We start from the raw sequence: 584 nt of genomic DNA, 5'->3' as shown, positions 1-584 counted from the left end.
AGATGAAAAGCCAACGGCCATTAAGTTAACTATCCTATCCGCATAAATGAAGCATGTTATACAAAGAAGAAGACCTAACGCAATCAAGAATGCCAAAAAGGTTACAGTAAAATTAAGCGCACTGTTCCTATCTCTTGTAGCTAGCTTTGCATAAGCTGGAATAAACGTTGAGGTTACGCCGGAAGCTATGAAGCCAGCAACCAGTCCAGGCGTGACAACTGATATAATGTAAGCATCACTAATCTCAGTCGCGCCAAAAAAAAATGCAAGTATAGACTCTCTAAGAAAGCCTATTATTTGAGACATTATCGAAATAATAATTAGAATTAATGCTAGTCTTGACATGCTTCAATTTCTCTTAGCATTAAATCACCAACATAACCGGGAGTACAATCAAAAAAATTTCTTGATACTAAATGAAATGGTAACCTCTCACCTTTAATATCAGTGAGAAATTTTAGTATAGCGTCAAATGTTTCAGCATTCTCACATTTATTGTAATCAACAGACATAGATAGAGGATACTTTTGAAGATAGCTTAAGTATTGATCTTTACTATTCTGAAAAAAATGGATAATTGGTTT

At 34.4% G+C, this 584-nt stretch carries 2 protein-coding genes; both read right to left on the bottom strand.

The features are described from left to right. On the bottom strand, positions 1–345 hold a 345-nt coding region (locus tag IEX22_RS15485; protein ID WP_229660116.1), incomplete at its 3' end, for a lipid II flippase MurJ. Further along, the coding region (locus tag IEX22_RS15480) for a hypothetical protein (RefSeq protein ID WP_229660115.1) at positions 333–584 on the bottom strand (252 nt) is incomplete at its 5' end. The genes IEX22_RS15485 and IEX22_RS15480, both read right to left, overlap by 13 nt.

Source organism: Tersicoccus solisilvae (genome assembly GCF_014643255.1).
Lineage (GTDB): Bacteria > Actinomycetota > Actinomycetes > Actinomycetales > Micrococcaceae > Tersicoccus > Tersicoccus solisilvae.
Note: the sequence above shows the minus strand (reverse complement) of the source record. Positions and strands in the feature narration are given on the sequence as shown.